Source organism: Stenotrophomonas sp. (assembly GCF_032103445.1).
Taxonomy (GTDB): Bacteria; Pseudomonadota; Gammaproteobacteria; order Xanthomonadales; family Xanthomonadaceae; genus Stenotrophomonas.
In genome coordinates this window covers 33470-59168 of the sequence record NZ_DAMDFR010000009.1, presented here as the reverse complement: position 1 = coordinate 59168, position 25699 = coordinate 33470, and the positions used below count along the sequence as shown (strand labels likewise).

General features: G+C 66.7%; 20 protein-coding genes. 8 read left to right on the top strand and 12 right to left on the bottom strand.

Annotation, left to right across the window (positions count from 1 at the left end):
* Nucleotides 1–25: 25 nt before the first annotated feature.
* The 6 genes from RT551_RS05575 to RT551_RS05550 all read right to left on the bottom strand — a co-directional run bounded on the left by RT551_RS05575 (nucleotide 26) and on the right by RT551_RS05550 (nucleotide 5897).
* Entirely contained in the window at nucleotides 26–811 is a 786-nt protein-coding gene (locus tag RT551_RS05575) for a hypothetical protein (protein ID WP_313456283.1), read from the bottom strand.
* 8 nt (nucleotides 812–819) lie between these two features.
* Nucleotides 820–1515 carry a C39 family peptidase gene (locus RT551_RS05570; RefSeq protein ID WP_313456281.1) on the bottom strand — a complete coding sequence of 232 codons (696 nt, stop codon included), beginning with the start codon at nucleotides 1513–1515 and terminating at the stop codon, nucleotides 820–822.
* A gap of 137 nt (nucleotides 1516–1652) precedes the next feature.
* The gene (locus RT551_RS05565) at nucleotides 1653–3089 is read right to left on the bottom strand and encodes an adhesin (protein WP_313456279.1); all 1437 of its coding nucleotides are present in this window, start codon (nucleotides 3087–3089) and stop codon (nucleotides 1653–1655) included.
* A 56-nt stretch (nucleotides 3090–3145) separates the two neighbouring features.
* Nucleotides 3146–3778 carry a hypothetical protein gene (locus RT551_RS05560; RefSeq protein ID WP_313456278.1) on the bottom strand — a complete coding sequence of 211 codons (633 nt, stop codon included), beginning with the start codon at nucleotides 3776–3778 and terminating at the stop codon, nucleotides 3146–3148.
* On the bottom strand, nucleotides 3775–4251 hold the full coding sequence (locus RT551_RS05555) for a hypothetical protein (protein ID WP_313456341.1): 477 nt from the start codon (nucleotides 4249–4251) through the stop codon (nucleotides 3775–3777). The genes RT551_RS05560 and RT551_RS05555 overlap by 4 nt, the downstream gene beginning before the upstream one ends.
* Before the next feature lie 308 nt (nucleotides 4252–4559).
* Entirely contained in the window at nucleotides 4560–5897 is a 1338-nt protein-coding gene (locus RT551_RS05550; RefSeq protein ID WP_313456276.1) for a dicarboxylate/amino acid:cation symporter, read from the bottom strand.
* A gap of 149 nt (nucleotides 5898–6046) precedes the next feature.
* Here RT551_RS05550 and RT551_RS05545 point away from each other — a divergent pair, with 149 nt between their 5' ends.
* The 4 genes from RT551_RS05545 to RT551_RS05530 all read left to right on the top strand — a co-directional run bounded on the left by RT551_RS05545 (nucleotide 6047) and on the right by RT551_RS05530 (nucleotide 10341).
* Nucleotides 6047–7750 (top strand): alkaline phosphatase, encoded by a 1704-nt coding sequence (locus RT551_RS05545; protein WP_313456274.1) that lies wholly within the window; start codon nucleotides 6047–6049, stop codon nucleotides 7748–7750.
* Nucleotides 7751–7889: 139 nt separating this feature from the next.
* Entirely contained in the window at nucleotides 7890–9176 is a 1287-nt protein-coding gene (gene tilS / locus RT551_RS05540; protein WP_313456272.1) for a tRNA lysidine(34) synthetase TilS, read from the top strand.
* A 36-nt stretch (nucleotides 9177–9212) separates the two neighbouring features.
* Nucleotides 9213–9473, top strand: a complete 261-nt coding sequence (locus RT551_RS05535) for an exodeoxyribonuclease VII small subunit (RefSeq protein ID WP_313456270.1) — start codon at nucleotides 9213–9215, stop codon at nucleotides 9471–9473.
* A complete protein-coding gene (locus tag RT551_RS05530) occupies nucleotides 9463–10341 on the top strand; it encodes a farnesyl diphosphate synthase (RefSeq protein ID WP_313456268.1) in 879 nt (292 codons plus the stop codon). The genes RT551_RS05535 and RT551_RS05530 overlap by 11 nt, the downstream gene beginning before the upstream one ends.
* A gap of 604 nt (nucleotides 10342–10945) precedes the next feature.
* Here RT551_RS05530 and RT551_RS05525 read toward each other — a convergent pair.
* Complete coding sequence (locus tag RT551_RS05525) at nucleotides 10946–11329, bottom strand: DUF4870 domain-containing protein (protein ID WP_313456266.1); 384 nt, start codon at nucleotides 11327–11329, stop codon at nucleotides 10946–10948.
* A 123-nt stretch (nucleotides 11330–11452) separates the two neighbouring features.
* Nucleotides 11453–12823 (bottom strand): metalloprotease PmbA, encoded by a 1371-nt coding sequence (gene pmbA / locus RT551_RS05520; RefSeq protein ID WP_313456264.1) that lies wholly within the window; start codon nucleotides 12821–12823, stop codon nucleotides 11453–11455.
* Between the two features lie 68 nt (nucleotides 12824–12891).
* Between pmbA and yjgA the strand changes: the two genes are divergently transcribed.
* Nucleotides 12892–13482 (top strand): ribosome biogenesis factor YjgA, encoded by a 591-nt coding sequence (gene yjgA, locus RT551_RS05515; protein ID WP_313456263.1) that lies wholly within the window; start codon nucleotides 12892–12894, stop codon nucleotides 13480–13482.
* Between the two features lie 14 nt (nucleotides 13483–13496).
* On the opposite strand, the gene tldD is transcribed toward yjgA, so the two are convergent.
* Genes tldD through RT551_RS05495 form a run of 4 tightly spaced genes read right to left on the bottom strand, consistent with a single transcriptional unit; the run spans nucleotide 13497 to nucleotide 20963 of the window.
* Nucleotides 13497–14942 carry a metalloprotease TldD gene (gene tldD, locus RT551_RS05510; protein WP_313456261.1) on the bottom strand — a complete coding sequence of 482 codons (1446 nt, stop codon included), beginning with the start codon at nucleotides 14940–14942 and terminating at the stop codon, nucleotides 13497–13499.
* Between the two features lie 53 nt (nucleotides 14943–14995).
* On the bottom strand, nucleotides 14996–18862 hold the full coding sequence (locus tag RT551_RS05505) for a YhdP family protein (protein ID WP_313456259.1): 3867 nt from the start codon (nucleotides 18860–18862) through the stop codon (nucleotides 14996–14998).
* A 39-nt stretch (nucleotides 18863–18901) separates the two neighbouring features.
* Nucleotides 18902–20389 (bottom strand): ribonuclease G, encoded by a 1488-nt coding sequence (rng, locus tag RT551_RS05500; RefSeq protein ID WP_311192093.1) that lies wholly within the window; start codon nucleotides 20387–20389, stop codon nucleotides 18902–18904.
* Nucleotides 20382–20963 (bottom strand): Maf-like protein, encoded by a 582-nt coding sequence (locus RT551_RS05495; protein ID WP_313456257.1) that lies wholly within the window; start codon nucleotides 20961–20963, stop codon nucleotides 20382–20384. Before RT551_RS05495 ends, rng begins: the two co-directional genes overlap by 8 nt.
* A gap of 130 nt (nucleotides 20964–21093) precedes the next feature.
* Here RT551_RS05495 and RT551_RS05490 point away from each other — a divergent pair, with 130 nt between their 5' ends.
* The 3 genes from RT551_RS05490 (at nucleotide 21094) to RT551_RS05480 (ending at nucleotide 25694) form a co-directional block, all read left to right on the top strand.
* Nucleotides 21094–21828: an SIMPL domain-containing protein gene (locus RT551_RS05490; protein ID WP_313456255.1), complete on the top strand. Its 735-nt coding sequence runs from the start codon at nucleotides 21094–21096 to the stop codon at nucleotides 21826–21828.
* Between the two features lie 174 nt (nucleotides 21829–22002).
* Nucleotides 22003–22665 (top strand): TonB family protein, encoded by a 663-nt coding sequence (locus tag RT551_RS05485; protein WP_313456253.1) that lies wholly within the window; start codon nucleotides 22003–22005, stop codon nucleotides 22663–22665.
* 212 nt (nucleotides 22666–22877) lie between these two features.
* Entirely contained in the window at nucleotides 22878–25694 is a 2817-nt protein-coding gene (locus tag RT551_RS05480) for a TonB-dependent receptor (protein WP_313456251.1), read from the top strand.
* The last annotated feature ends 5 nt before the right edge of the window (nucleotides 25695–25699 follow it).

The following is a 25699-nucleotide window of genomic DNA, read 5'->3' as shown; positions in this document are numbered from 1 at the left end:
GTGGTAAAGCCCCCCACCCGGCCGCTTACTGGCCGGGTCCCATGCCAATGCCGCGGACCAAGTTCATGGCCTGTGCCACGTTCTGGCTCAACGGCGCATTGCTCGCCAGGGTCTGCCGCACCAGTTCGATCTGCATGCGGTTGGTCACGGCCTGGCCGTCACTGCTCAGCGCGATGGTCTGACCGACGCTGCCATTGCGGATCCATTGCTGGACCGAACCGACGCCTTCCATCTGCAACTGCACCTGGGCGTTGTTGCCCTCCATCTGCGCAACGGCACTGACGCCGCCGTGCTGTGCGGTAGCAGCAGGGGCCGGAGCAGCGGCCGGCTCCTGCGGTGCGCTGCCTTCGCGCACGGTGAGCTGGGTGCTGTTGCTGGCCACGTTGTTGTCACCGGCGACCTGGATGGCCTGGGTGACCCCGGCGACATTCTGCAGCCCTGCCGATTCCACACTACGGCCGGGTGTCTCCGGCATCGGTGCATCGGCGGCGGTCACGGTGACACTGGGCGTGAAACTGACTTTGGGCACGGTCGTGTTGTGGGTGAAATCCATGCCCAGGGTCAGCGCGCTCTCGGCTGACTGTTTGCCCGCCTGCCACTGCGAGATCATGGTGACGCCGAACCAGGCCACATTGTTGCCGTTGACTGTGTAGCGGCCGCGCATCAGGCTCAGTTCGGGATCGGGAATCTCACTCAGGCCCTTGCCGGCCTTGCGTTGCCCGTCATTGGCCGGGGCGTCAGCGGCATAGGCCGGTGCCATACCCAGCAGGGCCAGCAGTACCGCACTTCGCGTCCATGGGGTGATGTTCATGATGCCTCCTAAAGCAGGTCGGCGTGGGTAAAGCCGAAGTCCACCAGTTCCGCTTCGGTGATCGGCCCCTGCCGGGCGTACAGCGAACGCGCACTGGGGCGTTCGCCAGGCTGCAGCAACACCGTGTTGCGATTGAAATCGCTACCGATCACGATGAACACGGCGCGGGACGGCCATGACTGCAGAAATTCTTCGACGGGAATGCTGCGGTTGCCCAGAATGGGATCTGCCAGGTCCACCACGTCGCCACGGACCTGCTTGAGCACCACGAAGTGGCGGAAACCGCGTACATCCATCAACACCAGTCCAGGCACGCGCAGCGAGCGCAGGCGCTCCTCATTGACGCGGTAGCCGCGCCCGCGCATGCCCAACGATTCAACATAACGCTTGATGTCCAGCAGCGAGAAGCCACGCTGTTGCACCAGCTCCGGGTCGGAGACGCCCATCATGCCCTCGATCACCGTCGCCTCGTTTGCCTCCAGGTTGTAGGCATAACGCAGGATGGTGGCCAGGGCGGCCGCGCCGCAGCTGTAGTCGGTGTGCTGCCGCACCAGGTTGCGGAATTTCCGCTCCTGCATGCTCTCAACCTGCTGGGTGAACAGGCCGCCATTGGGCAGCACGCCGCTGAAGGCGACGTCGCCGGCGTGCAGCCGGTTCATCGGCAGCATCAGCAGCAGCACACAGAGCAGACGGCAGATCGACATCGGCGTGGCTCCAGGAAAAGGAAGGAGCCCCTGCCCCAAAGGGGGAGGATGGAACAGGGGCTCCCGGGGAGCCCGGCCATTGGCGGATGACCGGGTTTGTTGCGCTCAACGCGTGTTGCTTGCGAAAACGGACAGACTTATTCGCCGCCACCGCCACCCGGGGTGCCGGTCGAGGGCTGGGCCACGGCCAGTGCCAGGCTGTTGGCCTGCAGGTTGCCGGTGCCGGCTGCGACGTTCACACCGATGTTGCCGCTGGCACCGCGGAACGTATCGCCGGACAGCGACGAGTTGTTCTCTGCGCGCTCGACCACCCACCGGGTGCTCTGCACGGTGCCGCTCAGGCTCGCACGCAGGTCGGCATAGCCGACTTCGCCGAAGGCCAGCACGCCCTCTTCTTCGGTGTCGAAGCCCAGACCGCCGACGCCCGGCTTGTTCGGGTTCTGCACCGCACCCTGCGACTGGTTGTCATAGTCGATATGACCGGTCGAGTCGCCACCGGTGTGACGCTCACCTTCCCAGCTGTCCGCATAGAAGTTGGACGACTGGTAGGCGTTGCCTTCACCCTTGTAGCCGCCGACGCCGATCGCGGCAGTGCCACCACGCACCGTACCCCGCAGGGTGACTTCGGTGGTGTCCTGCATGCGCTTGACGTAGCCTTCGTTGGACACGCTGTTACCCGTGGAGACCTGGTTGGAGCTGATGCTCGCCGTGGCCATGCGGGCGGTGGACACCGAAGCGGCCAGCGCGTTCTTCTGCCCGTTGTTGTTGCCGGCCGCGCTGTTCACGCCGATGTTGCCGGTGGCGTTGCGGAAGGCATTGCCGCTGAGGCTGGAGTTGTTCACCACGCCATCGTTCCAGGTCTGGTTGCCGGAACCGTACTGGTTCACATAGACCTGGGCATCGGACATGCCGAAGGTGAACGAGGCATCTGCAGCGGACAGCGCAGCCGCGTTGTCCTGCGCGTTGTTGTCGCCGGCGGCGGTGTTGAAGCCGAGGTTGCCGGAAGCACCCTGGGCAACGTTCTCGCTGATCGACGAGTTGTTCTCGAGCAGTTCGTTGTCGCCTTCGTTGTTGGTGATCGACTGGCGGTTGTCGATGATGGCGATCGCCGCCGAATCGACTTCCAGGTCACCCGACACGGTCGGACGGCCACGGAACTGAACGTCGGCGCCGACCTGCAGGTCGGATTCGAGGTTCACGTCCACGCCGTGGTTGTTCTTTTCCTTGCGCTCGTCGGCCTGGATGTTGCTGTGCTTCTCGACGTTCTCGTTGACCCGTACGTCGCGGGTGTGGTTCACCGTGCGAGTATCGGTGCTGGTGTTGCTGCTGGTATTGGTGGTGCTGCTGTTGCGGATGCGGGTCCGCGAATCCCAGTCGTTGCGGATGTTGGTATCGATGTTGGTATCGATATCGGTATCAATATCGGTATCGATGTTGGTGTCGATATCGGTATGGATGTCAGTATCGATGTGGGTATCGATTTCAGTATCGATATCCGGTCCATTGTGGCGGGGATTTGCGGCTACCGACGCAGAAGCAACGGCGATGGCCAGCGCCAGTACGGTCCTTTTCATGGTGGTATTCATGGTGCCCTCTCTCTCATCACGGACTATCGGGTGGGTGAAGCAACTCACGGGGTGGACTGCACCGAGATGCCAAGCTGGTTGGCGGTGACATTTCCAGAACCCGCGATCTGATTGAGTTGCAGCACGCCGTCAAAGCCCCGCAATGCCGTGTCCTCCACGGCGACGCTGCGGGTACCAGCCGCTTTGCGGCTGTTGGCGAGGTCCTGCCCCCCTGCTGACGCGAGTGCCCCCGAAGCCGCGAGGGCCTCGTCGTCGGACTCGCGTATGCCCTGTTGCGCCAGCGTGGTGGTCACGACGTTGAGCGTCGCGTTACCGATGCCGCTGGCCTGATTGATCATGGCAACGCCGGTAGCTCCGTTCAGAGCCTGACCGCCGATGCTGGCGCTGGCATCCAGCGGACCGGAACCGGTGACCCGGTTGCCCGCCTGGCGCTGCCGCGCACTGATGTTGATGGCTGAAGTTTCACCGCTGGCCATGCCCAGCAGATTGGCCTGCTGGTTGAGGTCGCCGGACACCATGTTCACGGTGATCGCGCCGTCCGCATTGCGCAGGGTGTTGCCGTCGATGCGGCTGTGGTTGAGGTAGCCGAGCATGGCGGTGTAGTCGTCCGCCTGCTGCGCGACGGCAGACAGTGGCAGCAGTGCAGCCACACCCATGCAGAACAGGAAACGATTCATTTGCCGGGCCCACCTGCGGGTTGCCCGGTGCCCATCGGGAACTGCGACAGCGCGCCACGCACCGTGTCGCCGATGCCGCGCGTGGCATTGCCCACCGCGCTCATCGGGGTGCTCATGGTCTTGGTCAGCCCGCTACCGGACAGCACCCCGTCTCCGGTTATCCTGCCCAACGTGGCGTTGACCGTGCCGCCGGTCACCCGCTCCACCGTGGTCTGCGAATGCCCCGCCGTGCCCATGCCGGTGTTGGAACCCATCGAGGCAAAATCCTCGTCGCCCAGTTCATCCATGCCGCTGGACGTTCCCAGCGCCGCGGAGACTTCACGATTGGGGGACGGATCGGCGATCAGCGCCACGCCCGGCGGCGCAGGGCGGTAGGCAATGCGTGTGGAGACATCGCGCAGCAGGACGATCTCACCCGGCTGCGACTTGACCCCGGTGCGGGCACCGGAGGCCTGCACTGCGGCGGGCAACATGACCACCAGGGCCAGCAGCCAGGTGGCGGTTCGTGCGGTTCTGCTGTGTACGGCAACGCTGTCCATCGCGATCTCCCGAAACCATGCGGGAGAGGTAGAGCAGCATTCGTGCCAAGTCTGGAAAGCCCGAAACAGCAGGGCCTGAGCGTATGCCCGGGCCGTTCAACGCAACGCAGGTGTTACACGTTGGCGTGCGTTCACATTGACTGAACGCGTAGGCGCAAAGCGCTAACGCCTTGATAACAGCGGTTCAACGCGGGGTGTATCACCGCTGTTACACCCGGTGATACACCCTTTACAGCGCGCAGTCAGGTGCCGGACTGTGGCGCGGTGGGGTCTTCATCCACCCCGACATTGGTGACCGGGTTGTTGTAGACCTGCTGGTCCAGCAGCCCGGTTTCCTTCGCCACCAGCACCGGCACCAGCATCTGCCCGGTCACGTTGGTCAGGGTACGCATCATGTCGAGAATGCGGTCGATGGCATACAGATAGCCGATGGTTTCCAGCGGCAGGTTGGCCGCGCTGAGCACCACCGTGGCCATCACCACCGCCGTGCCTGGCACGCCGGCGGTGCCGAAGCTGCCCAGTACCGAGGCGATCAGCACCACCACATACTGCTCGGGGGTGAGTGGCACGCCGGTGTACTGGGCAATGAACACCGCGCACAGCGCCGGATAGATCGCACCGCAGCCATCCATCTTGATGCTGGCACCCAGCGGCACCGCGAACGAGGCATAGTCCTTGTTCACCCCCAGGTTGTGGGTGATCGAGCGCATCGCCACCGGCATCGCCGCAAAGCTGGACGAACTGACAAAGGCGACCTGCATGCCCGGCGATGCGCCGCGGAAGAACTTCAGCGGGTTCAGACCGTGGGCCAGCAGCAGGCTGCCATACACCACCACGATGTGCAGCGCACAGGCGATGTACAGCGCCAGCACGAAGTTGCCCAGCGGCAGCAGCTTTTCAAACCCATAGCTGCCAACCAACCCGGCGATCAGGCCGAAGGTGCCCAGCGGCGTCACTTCCAGCACGAAGCGCGTGATCTGGATCATGATCTCGCTCATCTGCCCGGTCAGCTTGCGCGCCTCGGCCACCTTGTCGCCCAGCTTGACCATCGCAAAGCCAACCAGGCCGGCGAAGAAGATCACCGGCAGGATCGAACCGCGACCGGCCGCCAGCACGGTTTCGCCCGCTGCGTTGACCCGGGTGCCGATGCCGCTCAGCGCGTAGAACACGTTGGACGGCACCACGTCCATGATCACCTTGACCACGCTGGGCACTTCGCGCGGCGTGTAGCCGTGGTCCATGCTCAGGCTGAGGTTGCCGGTACCGGGCTGCATGATGGTGCCCACGGCCAGGCCCACGCACACCGCCAGCGCGGCGGTGATGATGAACCACAGGAAGGTACGTCCGCCGAGCGCCGCCACTGACTTCTGGCCGTGCAGCGAGGAGATCGCGTTGATGACCGCGAAGAACACCAGCGGCACCGCGATCATCTTGATCAGAGTGACGTACAGGTCGCCGAGCGGACCAAACCAAGTTTCAGCGGCCGGGCCGAGCAGCCAGCCGGCCAGCGCACCCAGCACGAAGCCGCCAAGGACGCGCTGCCAGAACGGGATCCGCAGCCAGGCAGAGACCAGCGTCATGAGCATTCCAGGGAGAGTGATACAGCCCGTCACAGTAGCTGAACCCGCCCCCGGGAACGAGGTACCGCAGGGGGAATCAGCGTGTCATCGGCGTGCCTTTCTGGGTTCTGCATAATGAACGCCCGTTTCACATCGAGATGACTGCGTTCATGTCCCGCTTCACGCCCCTGGTCGCCGCCCTGGCCACCACCCTGCTGGCCGGCTGCGCCAGCACCGCGCCCGCCTCCTCCGCCTCCACTGCCGCCGTACAGGTGCAGGTACCCACCGTCGCCCATCCCGCGGGTGAAACCCCGCAGTGGTGGTATCGCAACGGCGCAGCCCAGGCGGCCAGCCACGGGGCCATGGGCGGCAAGGCGAAGAACGTGATCCTGTTCCTGGGGGACGGCATGAGCCTGACCACGGTGGCGGCGGCGCGCATCTTCGAGGGCCAGCGCAAGGGCAGTTCGGGCGAGGAAAACCTGCTGTCGTGGGAGCGCTTCCCGGCCACTGCGTTCAGCAAGACCTACAACACCGATTCACAGACGCCCGATTCTGCCGGGACCATGACCGCGATCACCACCGGCGTGAAGACCCACATGGGCGCGATCGGGGTCAGCGCGGGCACCCGCAGTGACTGCGCCGACAGCCTGAACAAGGGACTGCTGACCTGGCTGCAGCTGGCCGACAGCGCCGGTATGGCTACCGGGATCGTGTCCACCGCGCGCCTGACCCATGCCACCCCGGCCGCAACCTATGCGCATTCGCCGGAGCGTAACTGGGAGAACGACACCGACCTGACCGAGGCTGCCAAGGCCGCCGGTTGCCAGGACATCGCCCAGCAGTTGCTGTCGACCTCGCGCTACGGGCGCGGCCCGCTGGTGGCCCTGGGCGGCGGTCGTGCGCAGTTCACCACCGTCGAAGAAACCGATCCGGAGTACGACGACAAGGTCGGCCTGCGCCTGGACGGGCGCAGCCTGGTCAACGAATGGAAGCAGGCCCACCCGCAGGGCGCGTATGTGTGGAATGCCGAGCAGCTGAAGGCCGCGGCCAATGCGCCGGCTCTGTTGGGCCTGTTCGAGCCGGACCACATGCGCTACGACATCGAGCGCAAGGACGATCCGTCCGGCGAGCCCAGCCTGGCCGACCTGACCCGTGCGGCGATTGCCAATCTGTCCCGTCACAGCGAAGGCTATGTGCTGATGGTGGAAGGCGCGCGCATTGACCACGCCAACCACAGCGGCAACGCTTACCGCGCCCTGAGCGATACCGTGGCGATGTCCGACGCGGTGCGTGCGGCGGTGGAAGCCAGCTCCGACCAGGACACCCTGATCATCGTCACCGCCGACCATTCGCACACGCTGAACTTCGTCGGCTACCCGGCGCGCGGCAACCCGATCCTGGGCAAGGTGAAGGACAAGGGCGGCGAAGACGGCGCAGGCGCGCTGGACCTGGCCCGTGACGGCACCGGCCTGCCCTACACCACGCTCAGCTACGCCAACGGCCCGGGCTTCACCGGCCAGACCAACCAGCAGCCGGCCGGGCCGAAGACCTACCCGCACGGCCCGAGCAGCTTCGACCCGGTCAAGGGCCGCCCGGACCTGACCCACGTCGACACCGAGCACCCGGATTACATGCAGGAAGCGCTGGTGCCGATGAAGAGCGAAAGCCATGGCGGCGAAGACGTGGGCATCTGGGCCCGCGGCCCGGGCAGCCAGGCCATCCGCGGCACGCTGGAGCAGAACACGATCTACCACATGATCGTGCAGGCCACCCCGCGCCTGCGCCAGCGCCTGTGCGATGCCGGCACCTGCGACGCCCAGGGCGTGCCGGTCGAGCTGCCCGACGGCAAGGCGTTCGAGCGCAAGGCCGACTGACGGCCTCTGGTTGCCCGGGGCGCCCGTAGAGCCACGCCCTGCGTGGCTTCGCGGTCCCCGACGTACGTTCAGCCACGCAGGGCGTGGCTCTACACATTCTCTGATGGCGGCGGTCCCCGCGACCGCCGATACTGCCTGGATGACCTCCCCCCTGCCCCCGCCGCCCGATCTGCCGACCCCGGTGCTGGTCGGCTTCAGCGGTGGGCTGGATTCCACCGTGCTGCTGCACTGGCTGGCGCAGTCGCCGGCGCAGCGTGCCGCGGGCCTGCGTGCCGTGCACGTGCACCACGGGCTGCAGGACGCAGCCGATGCCTGGGCTACGCACTGCGAGGCGATCTGCGCCGAAATGGAACTCCCCCTCCAGGTGATCCGGGTGCAGGTGCCACGCGACAGCGGCAACGGGCTGGAAGCGGCCGCACGTAGCGCACGCCGCGAAGCGTTCGCCCAGGTGCTGCGCGAACACGAACACCTGGCTCTGGCCCATCATCGCGATGACCAGGCGGAGACCTTCCTGCTGCGCGCCCTGCGTGGCTCCGGCGTGGATGGGCTGGCCGCGATGCGTGCCCACGGGCCTTTCGCTGCCGGGTCTCTGTGGCGTCCGCTGCTGCAGATTCCGCGCACGGACCTGCGCGACTACGCGCTGGCCAACGACCTGCACTGGATCGAGGACCCCAGCAACGCCAGCGATGCAGCCGACCGCAACTTCCTGCGTCTGCATGTGATGCCGTTGCTGGCGCAGCGCTGGCCGCAGGCCGACGCAAGTTTCGCGCGCAGCGCCGAACTGGCGGCCCAGTCGCAGCGCCTGCTGGACGTGGCCGACCACGAGGCACTTCGGCGCTGTGTGATTTCGCCCGGAGTGCTCGACTGCAGCCGCCTGTCGCGGCAGCCGCGCGAGCGCCGCGCACGCCTGCTGCGGCAGTGGGTGCGCAGCTGCGGGCAGCCGCCATTGCCGGCGGCGGGCATCAAGGCGATCGAACGTGAACTGCTGCCGGCGGCACATGATGCCGACGCGCAGTTCGCCTGGCAGGGGGTACGTATCCGCCGTTGGCGTAACCAGCTGCACCTGCTTTCCGCCGCACTGGCGCTGCCGCTGGACTGGAGCGTGCATTGGGAGGGCCGCAGCCCGTTGGCCTTGCCAGACGGCGGTGAACTGGCACTGGTGGGTCGCGACCGATTGGCCACGCCGGTGCAGGTGAGCGCGCGGCGCGGCGGTGAGCGCATCCAGTTGCCGGGTCGCCGCCATTCGCATGCGCTGAAAGACCTGCTTCAGCACAGCGGGCTGCCGCCGTGGCAGCGCCGTCAGCTGCCATTGTTGTATGACGGCGAAACCCTGCTGGCCGCAGGTGACCGGGTGATTGCCGCGCCGCTGCAGCACTGGCTGGATGAACACGGCGCCCGCCTGCAATGGACACCGGGCGTCGCGTGAATTGACCCCACCGGGTTGGCGCATCACACTTGCGCCATGCCCAAGAAGTCCCCTACTGACGCCTCCCCCGTGGCCCACTTCGAGCAGTCGCTGGAAGAACTGGAGCTACTGGTGGAGAAGATGGAAACCGGCGACATGAGCCTGGAACAGTCGCTCAGCGCCTACGAACGTGGCGTGGGCCTGTACCGCCAGTGCCAGCAGGCGCTGGAGCAGGCTGAGCTGCGCGTGCGCCTGCTCAGCGACCCGGCCCGCCCGGAAACGGCCGAACCATTCGACCCGCCCGGCCATGACGGCTGAGCTGACGTTCGCGCGCTGGCGCGACCGGATTGAAAGCCAGCTCGACGCCAGCCTGCCCTCGCCTGAAGCCGCCCCGCAAGGGCTGCACCGGGCGATGCGTTACGCGGTTCTGGGCGGCGGCAAGCGCATGCGACCACTGCTGGTGTACGCCGCCGGCCAGATATTCGGTGCGGACGAACATGCGATGGATGCGCCGGCGATGGCGGTGGAACTGATCCACGCGTACTCGCTGGTGCACGACGACCTGCCGGCGATGGACGACGACGCACTGCGTCGCGGTCGACCGACGGTGCACATTGCCTTCGATGAAGCGACCGCGATCCTGGCCGGGGACGCACTGCAGACCCGTGCGTTCGGTCTGCTGGCCGATGCACCGCTGCCCGCGCTGCTGCGGGTGCACTGCCTGCAGGCACTGACGCATGCGTCGGGCGCGGCAGGCATGTGTGGCGGCCAGGCGCTGGATATCGACGCCACCGGCCGCCTGCAGCCGCTGGCGGACCTGCAGCACATGCACGCGCTGAAGACCGGCGCTTTGATTCGTGCGGCGGTACGCATGGGCGCACTGTGTGGCGACGCACCGCAGACTGACCTCAACCAGCTGGACGATTTCGCCAGCGCGCTGGGCCTGGCCTTCCAGGTGCGTGATGACATCCTGGACGTGGAAGCCAGCTCCGAGCAGCTGGGCAAGACTGCGGGCAAGGACCAGGCACAGGCCAAGTCCACCTTCCCGGCCTTGCTGGGCATGGACGGTGCCAAGGCTGAACTGGCCACGCTGAGCCAGCGCATGCACGACAGCCTGGCCGGCTACGACGAACGCGCCGACGCACTGCGGGCACTCGGTCGCTTGGCGGTAGAGCGGGATCACTGACCAGCTGTGATTCGTAGAGCCGGGCTTGCCCGGCTGCTGTTGGATTCGCGCGAAAAGCCGGTGGTCACGGAATCCCTGGTTTGGCGGATCGGGACGGGCGTTCCGGGGGACGCCGCAAGTACGTCCGTGTAGGCTCAGTCGCCGCATCCATGCGGCTCATGCCCCCTCCAGCCCATCCCGACCCGCCATCGACAGTGGGTAGGTGGCCATCGAAAATCAAAACCCTTTCGCGGCTCCGGTGGGATCGGTCGACAGACGATCGCCGTGAAATCCCCAACAATCGGTAACGCATGACCACGGATCGACACCGCCGTTGATTTGGCATTTCCCACGGCCACCGACAATCTGTCTGAGGCGTGCCGGGGTGGGTTTGCGGGACCGTCAAAAACATGGATGTTTTTGACGAGCCTACACGGACGTATTCACGGCGTGTCCCGCAAACCCACCCCGGCACGACAAAACACGGAAACCGATGACCATCGGCTGTTCGCACAAATCCAACAGCAGCCGGGCAAGCCCGGCTCTACGTAGATCGTGCAATCGTACGCACAGACAAAAACGCCCGGGAATCCCGGGCGTTTTTGATATCGTTGCAGCGCGCTGATTACTTGATCAGGCGCAGCGCGAACGGGTAGCGGTACAGCTCGCCGTTGTTGGCCTTCACTGCGGCAATGATCGAGAACACCAAGCTCAGGATGCCGACGATCGGAGCCAGCAGGCCGCCGATGATGACGATCATCAGGATGAAGCAGATGACCATGGCGATGGTGATGGTGATCTGGAAGTTCAGCGCTTCCTTGGCCTGGTCGGTGACGAAGGCCTTGGTCGGGTCGTCCTTGTTGATCAGCCAGATGATCAGCGCGCCGATGAACCAGGTGAAGATGCCCAGCAGGTGCGCGGCCAGCGCCATGGTGCGCTGGTCGCTCGGCACCGGACCGTCGGTGACCGGCGGCGGCGGCGGGGCGGTAACGTTTTCAAAGTCGCTCACGTGAAACTCCTTGTTCAGTGTATTGGGTGGTGCGTGGCAGGCTCCCCGCCTGCCCAGGCAGCGCCAATAGGATACGTCAAGGATTACGTCAATCGTTGAAAACGTCAGTTACGCTTGAAAACGTCAGTCGTTACCCGCCACGGTCATCCGTCCCACCAGGATCGACCCGACGTGGATATGCGAGCGCGGGTCGACGTCGCTACCCACCGCCTCGATCCGGGTGAACATGTCCTTGAGATTGCCGGCGATGGTGATGCCGTCCACCGGGTACTGGATCTCCCCGTTCTCGACCCGGAAGCCGCCTGCGCCCCGCGAGTAATCGCCGGTCACCGGGTTCACCCCCTGCCCCATCAGCTCGGTCACCAGCAGGCCTTCGCCCATCTGCCGGGCCAGTTCCTGCAGACCGGCGTCCACGCTCGGCTTCACCTGCAGGTTGTACACGCCGCCGGCATTGCCGGTGGTCTGCAGGCCCAGCTTGCGGGCCGAGTAAGCCCCCAGCACATAGCGCTGCAGCACGCCATCGGCGACCAGCGCCGAGTTGCGCGTGGCCACACCGTCACCATCGAAGGCGCTGGAGCGCAGGCCCCGGCGCAGCAGCGGGCGCTCGTCGATGGCGAACCAGTCCGGGAAGATCTGCGTGCCCACGCTGTCCAGCAGGAAGCTGGCGCGGCGATACAGCGCGCCGCCCGACACCGCACCCAGCAGGCTGCCGATCAGCGAACGTGACACCTCCGGCGCGTACAGCACCGGCATCTGTGCGGTAGCCATCGAACGTGGCTGCAGCCGCGCCACGGTGCGCTCGGCGGCACGACGGCCGATCGCAGCCGCATCCTGCAGGTCTTCCCGGGCCAGCGCGCTGCTGTACCAGCCGTCACGCTGCATGCCATCACCCTGCCCCGCGATCAGCGCGCAGCCGATCGAATGATGGCTGCTGCGGTCGCGGCCGATGAAGCCGTGCGAGTTGGCATACACCGACAGGCTGGTGGCGGTGGATGCCGAGGCACCGTCGGAATTGCTGATCCGGCTGTCGGCGGCGCGCCCGGCCGCTTCACAGGCCAGGGCCAGGTCCACGGCCTGGTCGGCCTGCAGCGCCCACGGGTGCCATCCGTCCAGGTCCGGGAACTCGCGCGCCATCAACGCCGCGTCGGCCAGCCCGGCGGCGGCATCGTCCTCGGTGTGGCGGGCAATCGCGCAGGCCTGGGCCACCGTGGCTTCCAGACTGGCCGGCTGCAGGTCGGCGGTGCTGGCACTGCCCTTGCGCTGGCCGAAGTAGACGGTGACGGCGATGCCCCGGTCACGGGTGGATTCCACCGTTTCCACCTCGCCCAGGCGCACATTCACGTCCAGGCCGCGCTCTTCGCTGCAGGCCACTTCGGCCTGGCTGGCCCCCAGCGCACGGGCCCGTTCCAGCAGCTGCTGGGACAGGTCGGCCAGGTGTTCCAGACGCGACAGGCTGTCGTCGGCGGTCAGGGCTTCAGGGGAGATCACGTTCAATGCTTTATCCTGTGCAGGTGAGTGCCCGGCGCAACGCGGGGCACAGTATTGGATGTGGAAGAAGAACGATGCGCGGACGCGACGAAGAGACCGGTGAATTTCATGACAGCAGCCGCAAGCAGAAGCGCCGTGACGCGCTGGACGTGCTTGCGCTGGGCGAGAAGCTGGTCTCGCTGACCCCGGCCCAGCTGGCCCGCGTGCCGGTGCCCGAAGACCTGCTGCCGCACATCGCCGAGTGCAAGCGCATTACCGCGCATATCGCGCACAAGCGCCAGCTGGCCTACCTGGCCAAGCACATGCGTCGCGAAGAAGAATCCACCCTGGATGCCATCCGCGACGCGCTGGACGCCAACAGCGAAACCTCGCGCCGGGAAGTGGCCATGCTGCACCGGGTGGAAGACTGGCGCGAGCGCCTGCTCAGCAACGGCGACACCGCGCTGGCCGCGCTGCTGGACGAATACCCGCAGGCCGACCGCCAGCAGCTGCGCACGCTGGTGCGTAACGCCCAGGCGGAAAAAGCCAAGAACAAGCCGCCGCGTGCGTTTCGCGAAATCTACCAGGTGCTGCGCGGGCTGATGCTGCCGGCCGCGCTGGGCCTGGACGCGGCCAACGCCGCCCCGTCCGAAGACGAAGACGGCGACGACAGCGTCGAAGACTGAGCGCATGCCCGGGCTCAGGCCTGGGTACCGCCCACGGTCAGGCCGTCGATCAACAGTGACGGCTGACCCACGCCCACCGGCACGCTCTGCCCGTCCTTGCCGCAGATGCCGACGCCTTCGTCCAGGGCCAGGTCGTTGCCGATCATGCGCACCTTCTGCATGGTTTCCGGCCCGTTGCCGATCAGGGTCGCGCCCTTCACCGGCGCGGTGACCTTGCCGTCCTCGATCAGGTAGGCCTCGGTGGCCGAGAACACGTATTTGCCGCTGGTGATGTCGACCTGGCCACCGCCGAAATTGACGGCGTACAGCCCGCGCTTGACCGAGCGGATCATCTCCTGCGGGTCATGCTGGCCGGCGCGCATGTAGGTGTTGGTCATGCGCGGCATGGTCAGGTGCGCGAACGACTCACGCCGGCCGTTGCCGGTGGGAGCCACGCCCATCAGGCGCGCGTTGAGCGAATCCTGCATGTAGCCGACCAGGATGCCGTCTTCGATCAGGGTGGTGCACTGGGTGGGATGGCCTTCGTCATCCACGTTCAGTGAACCGCGGCGGCCCTCGAGGGTGCCGTCGTCGACAATGGTCACGCCCGGCGCGGCCACGCGCTCGCCGATGCGGCCGGCATAGACGCTGGTGCCCTTGCGATTGAAGTCACCTTCCAGACCATGGCCAACCGCCTCGTGCAGCAGCACGCCGGGCCAACCCGGCCCCAGCACCACGCTCATCACCCCGGCCGGGGCCGGAATGGCCTCGAGATTCACCAGCGCCTGGCGCAGCGCTTCACGGGCGAAGGCCTCGGGGCGACCGTCGGCGAACAGTTCGGCATAGCTGTAACGCCCACCGCCACCGGAATAACCGGACTCACGGCGACCGTTCTGTTCCACGATCACCTGCACGTTCAGCCGCACCAGCGGGCGGATGTCGCCGGCCAGCACGCCGTCACTGCGGGCGATCAGCACGGTGTCGACGCCGCCGGACAGGCTGACCATCACCTGCTGCACGCGCGGGTCGGCCGCACGCAGGTAGCGGTCCAGGCGCTTGAGCACCTCGACCTTGGCTTCATTGCCCATGCCGTCAATCGGGTCCAGCGCCGGGTACAGCGCGCGCGCATTGCCCCGGGCCAGGGCCCGGGCCGGCTGCGCCCCACCCTCACGGGAGATGGCGCGGGCCGAGTGTGCCGCCGCCAGCAGGGCGTCGCCGTGGATGTCGTCGGAGTAGGCGAAGCCGGTCTTCTCACCGGCAATGGCGCGCACGCCCACGCCCTGCTCGATGGAGTGGGCACCATCCTTGACGATGCCGTCTTCCACGCTCCAGCTTTCGCGCCGGGCGTGCTGGAAATACAGGTCGCCGAAATCGATACCCGGGCCCAGCAGGGTCCCGAAGGTGCGTTCCAGGCCTGTCGCGTCCAGCCCGGCGGGCAGCAGCAGTCGATCCTGGGCAAGTGTCAGTGCGTTGTCGGTCATGGTCCTGATCTATGGGCAGGGGCCGCTATCGCAAGCAGCACAGAAAGGAATGTTCACGGTTTTGCCGGCGCAGCGGCCGGCACCGGCGGCAGAGGCGGCGCATCGTCACGGTCGATCACCTCGACCTTGGGCTCGGCCCACGGCCCGGTGACCCGGTAGGTCTTGGCCCCGATCTCGCCCAATGGCTTGGACAGCACGGCGTTGGCTGCCGCGCCCACCGCCGCGCCCACCGGACCGCCGGCGACCGCACCGACCACGGTCAGCAGATTGCCGGCGCGCGGATTGACATCGATGGTCTGGTCGAACTGCTGACGGCGCAGGTCGGTCTGCCCGCGAATGCTGATATTGGCCGCCGGGCCTTCGATCAGCACCTTGTCGGTGGTGGCCATGCCGTCGGCAAAGGCCAGCGTGCCCTCGACCTGGTTGAAGGCAAAGCCCTTGGAGAAGAAGTCGCGGAAATCAAACATCAGCCGGCGCGGCAGCTGGGCCACGCTGAGCAGACCAAGCACGCGCCCCGCACCGGGTTCCAGTTCCAGCAGCTGGCCATTGCGCGCATGCACCTGCAACTGCCCTTCCAGCTCGCCCAGCGCGAAGTCGGACGGTCCGCCGGGCCAGCCGGCCTCCAGGCGCAGCGTGCCGTCGCCGCCACGCAGCTGGCCGCCGTAGTCCAGGTTCTGCATCAGTCCACCCAGATCTTCGCTTTGCACCTGGACCTGCATCTGGGTGTTCGCGGTTGCGCCCATGCCCAGCCAGCGGCCCTGGATGTCGATCTGCTGCTTGGGCGCACGGAACTGCAGCTGGTCCACGCTGAGCCCGTTGCCGAACGGATGCGTGCGCAGCACCGCCTGGCCGAGCTTGGCCTTGCCGAACTGCAGGTCGTTGATATCCAGCGACAGCGGCGGAATCTTCGCCGGATTGGTGTCATTGGCGCTGGCCTGCACGCGGGCCGGCAGCGTGGCGTCATCGGGCAGCACGATGGCGGCCCCGTCGTCCGGGCGCTTGACCGGAGTTGGCAGGGACTTCCAGTGCACGCGCTCCAGCTTTCCGACAATGGGAGCCCCGTCGGCATTGGGCACGCTCAGATCGCCCGCCAATGAGGGGCCGTCCATGCGCACTTCAATGCTGGCGGGCGTCGGCCGCAACTGCAGGCGGGTCTGTTCGAACACGCCGCCAGCCAACAGCAACTGCCCGACCTGCACGTCCACGTGCCGCAGCGGCATCGGGTCGTCACCACCACCGTCAGGTGAGCGCGCCAGCGCGATCCATTCCAGCGCATCCAGCGAGCCGCTGCGTCCGTTCACCGCCAGCCCACTGGCCGGCGGATCGCGATCCACGCGGTCGCTGCCCAGGGTGACCTGCACGCCGGTCTGGTTGTTGTGGGTACGCGCCGCCAGCGCCAGACGCTGTCCGAAGGCGACATCGACCCGCCCTGCCCCCATCGGCAACTGCGCGGTCACCGCGGTCGGCAGTGACACCGGTGCGGGTTTGTCGAGTGGAGCCGGCAGGTCCAGGCGCGTGCCGACCAGATCCGAATGCAGGGTCAGCAGGGTCGGCGGCTCGATCTTTGCCCCCGCCGCCACCTTGGGCAGGGTGACCCCGATGGTCCAGCGCGAGGTGCCTTCGATGTAAGGCTTGATCCAGCTCAGCTCGGGCGCGCGGTCCAGCAGCAACCCGGCATCAAGCGATGCGCTGAGTTCGGATTCAAACGCCTGCGCCGGATCCTTCACGAAACCGCCCGCGCGCAGGCTCAGCTGGCCGTCCTGGCCCAGGTGACGCACGGCCAGCTGCTCGGCACCGAAGCCGTCATTGCTGTAGCTGGCCTTGCCATGCATGTTGTCGAAGGTGAGATCGAAGCGCTTGTCGCTGAGCGTGGCTCCGGCCAGCTCGACCGTTCCCTGCAGATGGCCAGGGCCGGCATCGTGGTGCAGCGGCTGCAGCAGGTCGAAGTCGACCACCGCCGGGCCCTTGGCGGTCAGCGCGTTGAGCGAATCGCCGTAGGTCTTCTGCAGCGGGCTCTGCTTGAGCATCGCCAGCAACGTGCTGGCATCGCTGCGCGTATTCGCCTTCACATACAGATCGGTCTGTCCGAAGTCGGCAATGCCGGCATCAAAGTGGTTCACCGCCACACCGGCCAGATCACCGCGCCCGTGCAGCTCGAAGCCCGGGCCGATGAAGGCGATATCGGCATCGACCTTGTTCATGGTCGGCCAGTCGTGCTGGAAGCGGATGTTGCCGTTGTCGATATGCCCGGTGGCCTCGAAGCGACCGTTGTTCTGATCGAACGGCCAGTCTTCCAAGTCGCCGGTGACCAGCCCGATGCCGCCGCGCACGTGCCCCGATACCAGCGCCGCGTCGAGCCAGTCGGTGGCCCCCTTGCTCATCTTGGAATGGATCCAGAAACGCTTGGCCGCGGTCATCGGCACGTCATCCAGCTTGGCTGCCAGCTCCAGCCACGGGCGCGTGCCGTTGCCCTGGAACCAGACCCCGCCGCGCACGTCGGCGGCGTAGTCGGTGCCCTGCACGCGCAGTGCCGGGGTGCCGATCCGCCAGCCGCCGGCCTCGTCGCGCCAGCCCACCACACTGCCGGCCAGATGCACGTCGTGACGCACGCCGAACCCGGACGGCCAGTCGAACTGCATCACGCGGCTGGGCTGCAGGTCCAGGCGGAAGCCATCGGCGTCGCCCTGGAAGTGCCCGCCGACGCCACTCAGACCCGGCGCGTGCCCGGCCGCAGCGAAGCGGATGTCCTCCAGGTCGCCTTCAAACCGCAGTGCCCCGCCGCGCTCACCACTGAAACGGACCCGGGTCATGCGAACCTGCGGTACGGCCGCATGCAGCCAGCTGCGCAGGCCCGGGTCAACCCGGTCAGTCAATGCCAGGCCGCGCAGCAGCGCGCTGGCGTCGATGTTGTCACCGGCCAGGGCCAGATGCTCGCCGCCGGCCACCAGCAGCCCGTCCAGGGCTTGCTCGTTGCCGTCCATGCCGATACGCAGGCGCGAAGCGTCCGCGCGCCAGCCGCCCTTGACCCAGCGCCAGCGTGCACGCAGCTCGAGGTTCTGCAGGGTCATCTGCGGGCGCTTGCCGTCGGCCAGCGGTGCCCCCTGCAACTGCACATCGTGCAGATCGGCATCGGTGGTCACCATCACCAGTCGCGAATCGCGCACGTCCACCCAGGCGTTGAACTCGCCGGTGCCCTTTTGCAGGCGGGCACCGCCAAACTGCAGCAGCGACGACCACGCGCTGAAGTCGGCCGGGTCCGCGCCCAGCCACACCTGGCCGTCGCCGCGTCTGCGCTCGAAGTCGAGCACCGCGGTCAGCGGTTGCGTCTTTTCATCGGCCCAGGCACGCGCACCTACGCGCAGGCGCTGGCCGTTCACGCGCAGGCGCAGATCGATGCGCGGCAATTCGGTGTGCAGTTTGAGCGACGGCGCATCCACGGTCAGCCGTCCGCCAATCACCTGCAGTTCGCCCAGTCGGCGCAACGACTCCAAGGGGTCGCCCTTGCCCGATTGCGGCAGGCCCTGCACCGACCAGCGGCCGTCATCGGCGCGCTGCAGTTCCAGTGCCAGGCCGCGAAGGCGCAGCTCGGTCAGCGATTGGCCCGGCAGCAGGCCGGCATACATCGACACCAGCACTTCGGCTTCACCGATGCGCAGGCCCTGCCCTTCACCGATGCGCAGCCCCTGCAGCGCCAGCAGCGGACCGCGCCGGGTCCAGCGGGTATCGAGGTGGTCGAAACGCACCGGCTGGCCGGCACGCGCGCTCAGCCACGCGGCCACCTTGTCGGGATGCCGCTCGGCCAGGGGCAGCAGCTGGCTGACCGTGCCGACCAGCACGGCCACGCCCACCAGCACGATGGCCAGGGCATAGACAACATGGCGGCGGATCCTTCGCAGCCGCAGTCGCAGCGGCGTGGTCATCGACCCGCCGGCACGCCACGGCGTGCCTGTGCATGAAGATCAGAGCAGCACGACATCGAACTGCTCCTGCAGGTACTGCTCGTCAGCCTGGAACCGGATCGACTTGCCGAGGAATTCCTCCAGCTCGGCCACCGCGGCCGATTCCTCGTCGGTGATGCGCGCCACCACCTTGGTGGAGGCGATCACCAGCAGGCGCGCGGCGTCAAACTGGCGCACCGCGCGGGTGATCTCGCGGAAGATCTCGTAGGTGACCGTTTCGGTGGTCTTGATGCTGCCGCGACCACTGCACTGCGGGCAGGTTTCCGAGAGCTGTCGTTCCAGGCTCTCCACGGTACGCTTGCGGGTCATTTCGACCAGGCCCAGCGGCGAGAAGTCGTACACCGTGGTCTTGGCATGGTCACGTGCCAGCGCCTTTTCCAGCGTGCGCAGCACCTGGCGACGGTGCTCGGCGTCATCCATGTCGATGAAGTCGATGATGATGATGCCGCCCAGGTTGCGCAGCCGCAGCTGGCGTGCCACCGCCTGCGCCGCTTCCAGGTTGGTGCGGAACACGGTTTCTTCCAGGTTGCGCTGGCCCAGGAACGACCCGGTGTTGACGTCGATGGTGGTCATCGCTTCGGTCTGGTCGATGACCAGATAACCGCCGGATTTGAGCGGGACCTGTTTGTCCAGCGCGCGTCCGATTTCGTCCTCCACCCCGAACATGTCGAAGATCGGACGATCACCACTGTACAGCTCCAGCTTTTCAGCCAGCACCGGCATGTACTTGGCCACGAAGGCCTGCAGCTGGGCGAAGGTTTCCTTGGAATCCACCTTCACCTTGTCCACGTCCTTGCGGATCAGGTCACGGACCGAGCGCAACGGCAGGCTCAGGTCTTCATAGATCACGCTGCACGGTGCCGCTTCGCGTCCGCGCCGCTCGACCACGTTCCACACCCGCGACAGGTAGGCGATGTCTTCGGCAATGGCCTCGGCCGGCTGGCCTTCGGCATTGGTACGCACGATGTAGCCGTAGCCGCCGTGCTGGGCCGACAGTTCGGTGACCAGGGTCTTCAGGCGCGCGCGTTCGGCCTCGTCCTCGATCCGCGCCGACACCCCCACCACCTTGGATTGCGGCAGCAGCACCATGTAGCGCGAGGGAATGCTGATCTGGGTGGTCAGGCGCGCGCCCTTGGTGCCGATCGGGTCTTTCACCACCTGCACCACGATGTCCTGGCCGTCACGCAGCAGTTCCACGATCGGCACCGACGATGGCGGCGGCAGCGTGGTGCCTTCGGTGTCGCCGCTGGCCACCGGCGCGGGACGCACCACGTCATTGGCGTGCAGGAACGCGGCGCGCTCCAGCCCGACCTCGACGAAGGCGGCCTGCATGCCCGGCATCACCCGCTGCACCTTGCCCTTGTAGATGTTGCCCACCACCCCGCGACGCCAGCCGCGCTCGATGTGCAGTTCCTGCAGCATGCCGTTTTCGATGACCGCCACGCGGGTTTCGCGCGGCGTGACGTTGACCAGGATTTCCTCAGACATGGGCGACTCCCTTCGGCTCGAACGCCAACAACACTTGTTCGGTCTGTTGCAGGGGCAATCCCATCACACCCGAATAGCTTCCCGCCAGATGGCGGATGAATCGCTCGGCCCCACCCTGGATGGCGTAGGCCCCGGCCTTGCCCATCGGCTCGCCACTGGCCACATAGCGGGCAATGGCGGCCTCGCTCCACTCCATGAAGGTGACCTCCGACACCACCAGCACGCTCTGCTGGCGGTCGGCGGCGACCACGGCGACGGCAGTGGCGACCTGGTGGGTCCGACCGGACAACCGGCGCAGCATGGCGGCGGCATCGGCGGCATCAACCGGCTTGCCGAACACCTCCCCGTCCAGGATCACTTCGGTGTCCGAGCCCAGCACCACTGCATCGGGGTCGGCAGCGACCTGGGCCAGACCGGCCCGGGCCTTGTCGGCGGCCACGCGCTGCACATAGTCCAGGGCGGTTTCCCCGGGGGCACGGACTTCAGGCACGTCCAGATCCAGCGCGCGGAACGGCCGGTCCAGTCGGGACAACAATTCGGTTCGTCGAGGCGAACGGGAGGCGAGATAAAGCATCGCGGAAGGATAACCTGCGGCCGCTGTCTGAATCGCGCACAACCGGACAGAATCCACATCAACCCCGCTCAGCCTCACCACGCGTTCATCGCCCCGACACCAACCTCAACGCCTTCACAAGGAGATGTTCATGCGCCGCTTGACCCTGTCCCCGCTGCTGCTCGCCCTGTCCCTTGCCCTGGGAGCCACCATGACCGCCCACGCCCAGACTGCCCCGGCCATTGCCGCCCCGATCGACGGCACCCTGCTCAACGTGTCGGCCAACGCCGAAGCCAAGCGCGTGCCCGACGTCGCCACCCTGTCGGCCGGCGTGGTCACCCAGGCCACCGACGGCAACACCGCGATGCGCCAGAACGCCGAACAGATGACCAAGGTGCTGGCCGCGATCAAGGCCGCCGGCATTGTCGAGCGCGATGTCCAGACCAGCGGGGTCAACCTCAGCCCGCAGTACCGCTACGCCGAGAACGAGGCCCCGAAGATCACCGGCTACCAGGCCAGCAACACGGTCAGCCTGAAGGTGCGTGACATCGCCAAGCTGGGCAAGGTGCTGGATGCACTGGCCGCGCAGGGCGCGAACCAGATCAACGGGCCGCAGTTCGAGATCGACCAGCCCGAGCCGGTGTATGACGAAGCCCGCCTGGCCGCGCTGAAGAAGGCCCAGGCACGCGCGGAAACCTACGCCAAGGCGCTGGGGCTGCGGGTGCGCCGGATTGTGAGCATCTCGGAAAGCGGTGGCGGCAATTTCCGCCCGGTGATGATGCGCGCGGCCGCGGCCCCGATGGCGGCCGACATCTCGACGCCGGTGTCGCCGGGTGAGTCGAGCGTGTCGGTGAACCTGGACGTGGTGTTCGACCTGGGCCGGTAAGGGGTCAGCGGACCAACGGTCCGCTGCTACCGGAAAGACTGACTGGCAGCCAAACGTGGCTGCCACCCCTGCCTTCCGGCGGGCGCGCCACTCCAGTATTCCTGTCATTGCGCGGCCCCGCGTGGTCGCGCCGCAACGTTGATGTTCCCGCACACCTGGCAAGGAGAGTCGAGCATGGTCCGGACCCATCCCCGCGTTGTACCCCTGCAGATTGAAGCCTCACGCGTGCTCGGCTGGAGTACCGCCATCGCGGTGCACGCGCTGGCCTTCCTGCTGCTGCTGATCCCCGCCACCTATGTGGCCGCCCCGCTACCGCGCGAACGCACGCCGGTGACCTTCTTTGAAGCGCAACCCGAACCACCGCTGCCGCCGCCGGTGATCATCCAGAAGGAACAGCCCAAGCCGATCACCCCGGCCACGGCCAACCCGGTGCCGCGCGTGGCTCCGCTGCCGCCGCCCACCGCCGATGCCAGCGACGCGCTGGCGGTACCGCCACTGCCCGCCGCGGACACCCAGGCCCCGACGCTGGCTCCAGCCGATCCGGCCCCGGCCATGCCGACCGGCGTGCAACTGCAATACCGCACCGCGCCGCCGCCGACCTACCCGATCGCCGCCATCCGCGGCAACGAACAAGGCACCGTGGTGCTGCGGGTGCGGGTGGAGGCCGACGGCAAGGCCTCCAGCGTGGTGATCGAGCGCAGCAGTGGGTCGCGGGCGCTGGACACCGCCGCACGCCAACAGATCCTGCGTCACTGGCGCTTCGTACCGGCCCAGGTGAACGGGCAGACGGTGGTCGCGGAAGGACTGGTGCCGGTTACCTTCTCGCTGCCCGACTGAACAAATGAGACAGGCAGCGCGTGTCCGTACAAGGTAAGGACCGGGGCGCGCAAGCAGCGCGCCCCGGCTTTGTGACACAGGTCAGGAAGCGTCGCCAATTAAGCAATTTTTCACGGTTGCGTCACCTGTGGGAAACATAGATTTGCGCGGTCGACACTGCCCCTCAGTGCGATCCACCGACTTCGATGGTTTTCCCAGTCAGGAGAGAAACTGTGAAACACCCGATCCAACGGCCCACCTTCGGCCGCCGCAACAATCTGGCTCACTCCGTATCCGTCGCGCTTACCGGCGGCCTGCTCCTCCTGAGCGGTGCCCTGGCGTCCTCGACGGCCATGGCCCAGGATCAGGCCACCAATCTGGACCGCATCACGGTCACCGGCTCCAACATCCCCCGTACCAACACCGAAACCCCCTCGCCCGTGCAGGTGGTGACGCGCCAGGAAATCGACCGCACCGGCAAGACCACGGTGGCCGAATACCTGCAGACGCTGACCTCCGACGGCGCAGGCTCCATTCCCAAGACCTTCGGCAACGGCTTTGCCGGCGGCGGCGCGGGCATCTCGCTGCGCGGCCTGGGTGCCGGGTCCACCCTGGTGCTGTTGAACGGCCGCCGCATGGCGACCTACGGTCTGGCCGATGACGGCCAGAAAGTGTTCACCGACCTCAGCACCATTCCGCTCGACGCCGTGGAGCGCGTGGAAGTGCTGAAGGACGGCGCATCGGCGATCTACGGCTCGGATGCAATTGCGGGCGTGGTCAACATCATCCTGCGCAGCGACTTCGAAGGCGGCATCCTGCGCGGCTCCTACGGCATGTCCGAAGACGGTGACGGCGACGCCAAGAAGGCCACGCTCACCCTCGGTACCGGCAACCTGGTGGAAGACGGCTGGAACGCCTTCATGAGCCTGGACGTCGGCAAGACCGACGCGATCAAGATCAGCGACCGCAAGAACCGCAAGTGGATCGGCACCGGCGACCTGCGTCGCTGGGGTATTTCCGCCGCCGACTCGCAGTTCATCGGCGGTGCGTACCTCAGTGGCGGCACCAGTGGCGGTGCCGGCCCGAACGGTTCGGTGTTCGACGACCGCAACGTGACCGATGAAAATCCGGCCTTCCTGGTCCCGCTGCCCGGCTGCCAGGGCCTGACCACCATTCCCGGACAGACCGATGCCTCGATTGCCCAGGACGGCTGCCTGTGGAATCCGGCGCAGCTTTACCGCGACCTGAGCCCGAAGGAGGAATACGTCAACGTGTTCGGTCGCGCCAGCTTCGCATTCGGCGAGGGCGGCGAGGTCTACACCGAAATCGGCTACTCCAAGAAGGAAACCGTCTTCAGCAATACGCCGTCGGGCGTGTCCGGCAGTTGGGGTTATCCGGGCGGTCCGGTGAACGCCAGCAGCGGCCCGGGTGCGGTGGTACTCGCCCCCGACCATCCGGACAATCCGATTCCCGGCCAGGAATCGCGCCTGCGCTACTCGGCCTGGGACGTCGGCCCGCGCGTGACCACCAACACCAATGAGTTCAACCGCTTCCTGGTGGGCGTCAAGGGCAATTGGGGCGAATGGAGCTACGACACGGCCTACCTGCATTCGGGTACCGAGCTCGACAACGTGCGCACCGGCTTCCTGCGTTACAGCGCCGTGCAGTGCGCATTGGGCAACACCGCCTGCCCGGGCGGCGTATGGCGCGTCGGCGATAACGCCGGCGAGAACTCGCAGGCGCTGTACGACTACATCTCCCCGACCATCAACGCCCGCGCCAGCTCCAGCCTGGACATGTTCGACTTCACCGTGTCGCGCAGCCTGGCCGACCTGCAAGGTGGCCCGCTGGGCCTGGCCATGGGCACCGAATGGCGAAAGACCAGCAACAGCCTGCGTCCGCAGACCTACACGGACATCGGCGACATCATTGGTCTGGGCTATTCGGCCTACGACGGCACCCAGAACGTATACGCCGGTTACGTGGAACTGTCCGCGCCGGTGCTGGAGCAGCTCGAACTCACGGGCGCGGTCCGTTACGACAAGTACGAGAGCGGTGAAGGCAAGGCCACGCCGAAGCTGGGCGTGAAGTGGAACCCGGTGGACTGGATCGCGCTGCGTGCCACCTATGCGGAAGGCTTCCGTGCACCGAACCCGGCCGAGAACGGCGACGGCGGCCTGGCAGCGTTCTCCACCGCACGCGACCCGGTGCGCTGCGCCGCCGACCCGACCACTACCAACTGCGGCGCACGCCCGGTGGCGATCATCACCAGCCCGAACCCGGACCTGAAGCCCGAGGAGTCCAAGAGCTACTCGGTGGGCATCGTGCTGCAGCCGACCTCCAGCACCTCGCTGACGGTGGATGCCTGGCAGATCAAGCGCACCAACGAAATCGCCCAGGGCAGCACCGCCCAGGCGATCGCCGACGGCGACGTGCTGCGTGACATCGACCTGATCAACGGTGTCCCGGGTACCGGCAGCATCCTGGCGGTGAACACCGCTTACGTGAATGCCAACTCGTCGCGGGTGCGCGGTATCGACACCGATATCCGCCAGACCTTCGACATCGGCCCGGGTCAGCTGGAGATGGATCTGCAGTGGAGCCACGTGCTCAAGTTCGAGCGCACCGAGGGCGGCGAAACGGTGGATTACGTAGGCACCCACGGCAACTGCGATGTCACCAACTGCATCGGCACGCCGGAAGACCGCGTCAACTTCGGCACCACCTGGAAGCAGGGCCCGTGGAGCGTGAGCGGCGTGGTCAACTACATCTCCAGCCTGGAGAACAAGGACCACCGCGGCGGCGAATACCTCGCCTTCTATGCCGACGGCACGCCGGTGGAGAAGATCTCCTCGTTCACCACCTTCGACCTGTCCGGTCGCTGGAACATCAACGACGCGTTTGAGCTCAACGCCTCGGTGCAGAACGTGTTTGATCGCATCGCACCGCTCGACCCGACCACCTACGGCGGCGTCAACTACAACCCGCTGCACTTCAGCGGCGCGATTGGCCGCTACTTCACGGTGGGCGCGAAGTACACCTTCAACTGATGCGG

Bases quoted from the DNA above. Each gene is read 5' to 3' on its own strand.
- tilS (WP_313456272.1), top strand. From the start codon at position 7,890: ATGACCTCCCCCCTGCCCCCGCCGCCCGATCTGCCGACCCCGGTGCTG.
- tldD (WP_313456261.1), bottom strand. From the start codon at position 14,942: ATGACCGACAACGCACTGACACTTGCCCAGGATCGACTGCTGCTGCCC.
- RT551_RS05495 (WP_313456257.1), bottom strand. From the start codon at position 20,963: ATGCTTTATCTCGCCTCCCGTTCGCCTCGACGAACCGAATTGTTGTCC.
- yjgA (WP_313456263.1), top strand. From the start codon at position 12,892: ATGCGCGGACGCGACGAAGAGACCGGTGAATTTCATGACAGCAGCCGC.
- RT551_RS05505 (WP_313456259.1), bottom strand. From the start codon at position 18,862: ATGACCACGCCGCTGCGACTGCGGCTGCGAAGGATCCGCCGCCATGTT.
- rng (WP_311192093.1), bottom strand. From the start codon at position 20,389: ATGTCTGAGGAAATCCTGGTCAACGTCACGCCGCGCGAAACCCGCGTG.
- RT551_RS05485 (WP_313456253.1), top strand. From the start codon at position 22,003: ATGGTCCGGACCCATCCCCGCGTTGTACCCCTGCAGATTGAAGCCTCA.
- RT551_RS05575 (WP_313456283.1), bottom strand. From the start codon at position 811: ATGAACATCACCCCATGGACGCGAAGTGCGGTACTGCTGGCCCTGCTG.
- RT551_RS05570 (WP_313456281.1), bottom strand. From the start codon at position 1,515: ATGTCGATCTGCCGTCTGCTCTGTGTGCTGCTGCTGATGCTGCCGATG.
- RT551_RS05535 (WP_313456270.1), top strand. From the start codon at position 9,213: ATGCCCAAGAAGTCCCCTACTGACGCCTCCCCCGTGGCCCACTTCGAG.
- RT551_RS05545 (WP_313456274.1), top strand. From the start codon at position 6,047: ATGTCCCGCTTCACGCCCCTGGTCGCCGCCCTGGCCACCACCCTGCTG.
- RT551_RS05555 (WP_313456341.1), bottom strand. From the start codon at position 4,251: ATGTTGCCCGCCGCAGTGCAGGCCTCCGGTGCCCGCACCGGGGTCAAG.
- RT551_RS05550 (WP_313456276.1), bottom strand. From the start codon at position 5,897: ATGACGCTGGTCTCTGCCTGGCTGCGGATCCCGTTCTGGCAGCGCGTC.
- RT551_RS05530 (WP_313456268.1), top strand. From the start codon at position 9,463: ATGACGGCTGAGCTGACGTTCGCGCGCTGGCGCGACCGGATTGAAAGC.
- RT551_RS05565 (WP_313456279.1), bottom strand. From the start codon at position 3,089: ATGAAAAGGACCGTACTGGCGCTGGCCATCGCCGTTGCTTCTGCGTCG.
- RT551_RS05490 (WP_313456255.1), top strand. From the start codon at position 21,094: ATGCGCCGCTTGACCCTGTCCCCGCTGCTGCTCGCCCTGTCCCTTGCC.
- RT551_RS05560 (WP_313456278.1), bottom strand. From the start codon at position 3,778: ATGAATCGTTTCCTGTTCTGCATGGGTGTGGCTGCACTGCTGCCACTG.